Origin of the sequence: Luedemannella flava (assembly GCF_039528515.1) — a bacterium.
In the GTDB taxonomy this organism is placed as follows: Bacteria; Actinomycetota; Actinomycetes; order Mycobacteriales; family Micromonosporaceae; genus Luedemannella; species Luedemannella flava.
Map to the genome: position 1 here is coordinate 1 of NZ_BAAALT010000321.1, position 762 is coordinate 762.

Consider the following 762-nt stretch of genomic DNA (forward strand, 5'->3'; position numbering starts at 1 on the left):
AACCGCGAGTTCAACATGGTCACGGCCGAGAACGAGATGAAGTGGGACGCGACCGAACCCTCGCGCGGCAACTTCACCTACACCAACGGCGACCGCATCCTCAACCAGGCCCTGGGCAACGGCTCCCGCGTACGCGGACACGCCCTGCTCTGGCACGCCCAGATGCCGGGGTGGGCGCAGGGCCTGTCCGGCTCCACCCTGCGCAGCGCGATGATCAACCACGTCACCCAGGTCGCGACCCACTACCGCGGCAAGATCTACGCCTGGGACGTCGTCAACGAAGCCTTCGCCGACGGCAACAGCGGCGCACGACGCTCATCGATCCTGCAGGCCACCGGCAACGACTGGATCGAAGCCGCGTTCCGGGCCGCGCGGGCGGCGGACCCCAACGCGAAACTCTGCTACAACGACTACAACACCGACGGCATCAACGCGAAATCCACCGCCGTCTACAACATGATCGCCGACTTCAAAGCCCGCGGCGTACCGATCGACTGCGTCGGCCTGCAGTCACACCTGACCAACGGGCCACCCAGCGACTACCAGCAGAACATCCAACGCTTCGCCAACCTCGGCGTCGACGTCCAGATCACCGAACTCGACATCGCCGGCTCCTCCCAGGCCACCGGGTACGCGAACGTGGTCAGGGCCTGCCTCGCCGTAGCCCGCTGCACCGGCATCACCGTCTGGGGCATCCGCGACAGCGACTCCTGGCGCACCGGCGAGAACCCCCTGCTGTTCGACGCCTCCGGCAACAAGAAG

1 protein-coding gene is annotated in these 762 nt (G+C 66.5%); it reads left to right on the forward strand.

Features of this window, described 5'->3' with window-relative positions:
- Window positions 1-762, forward strand: a 762-nt coding sequence (locus tag ABD211_RS32985) for a glycoside hydrolase family 10 protein (protein WP_344140440.1), incomplete at both ends; no start/stop codon positions are given.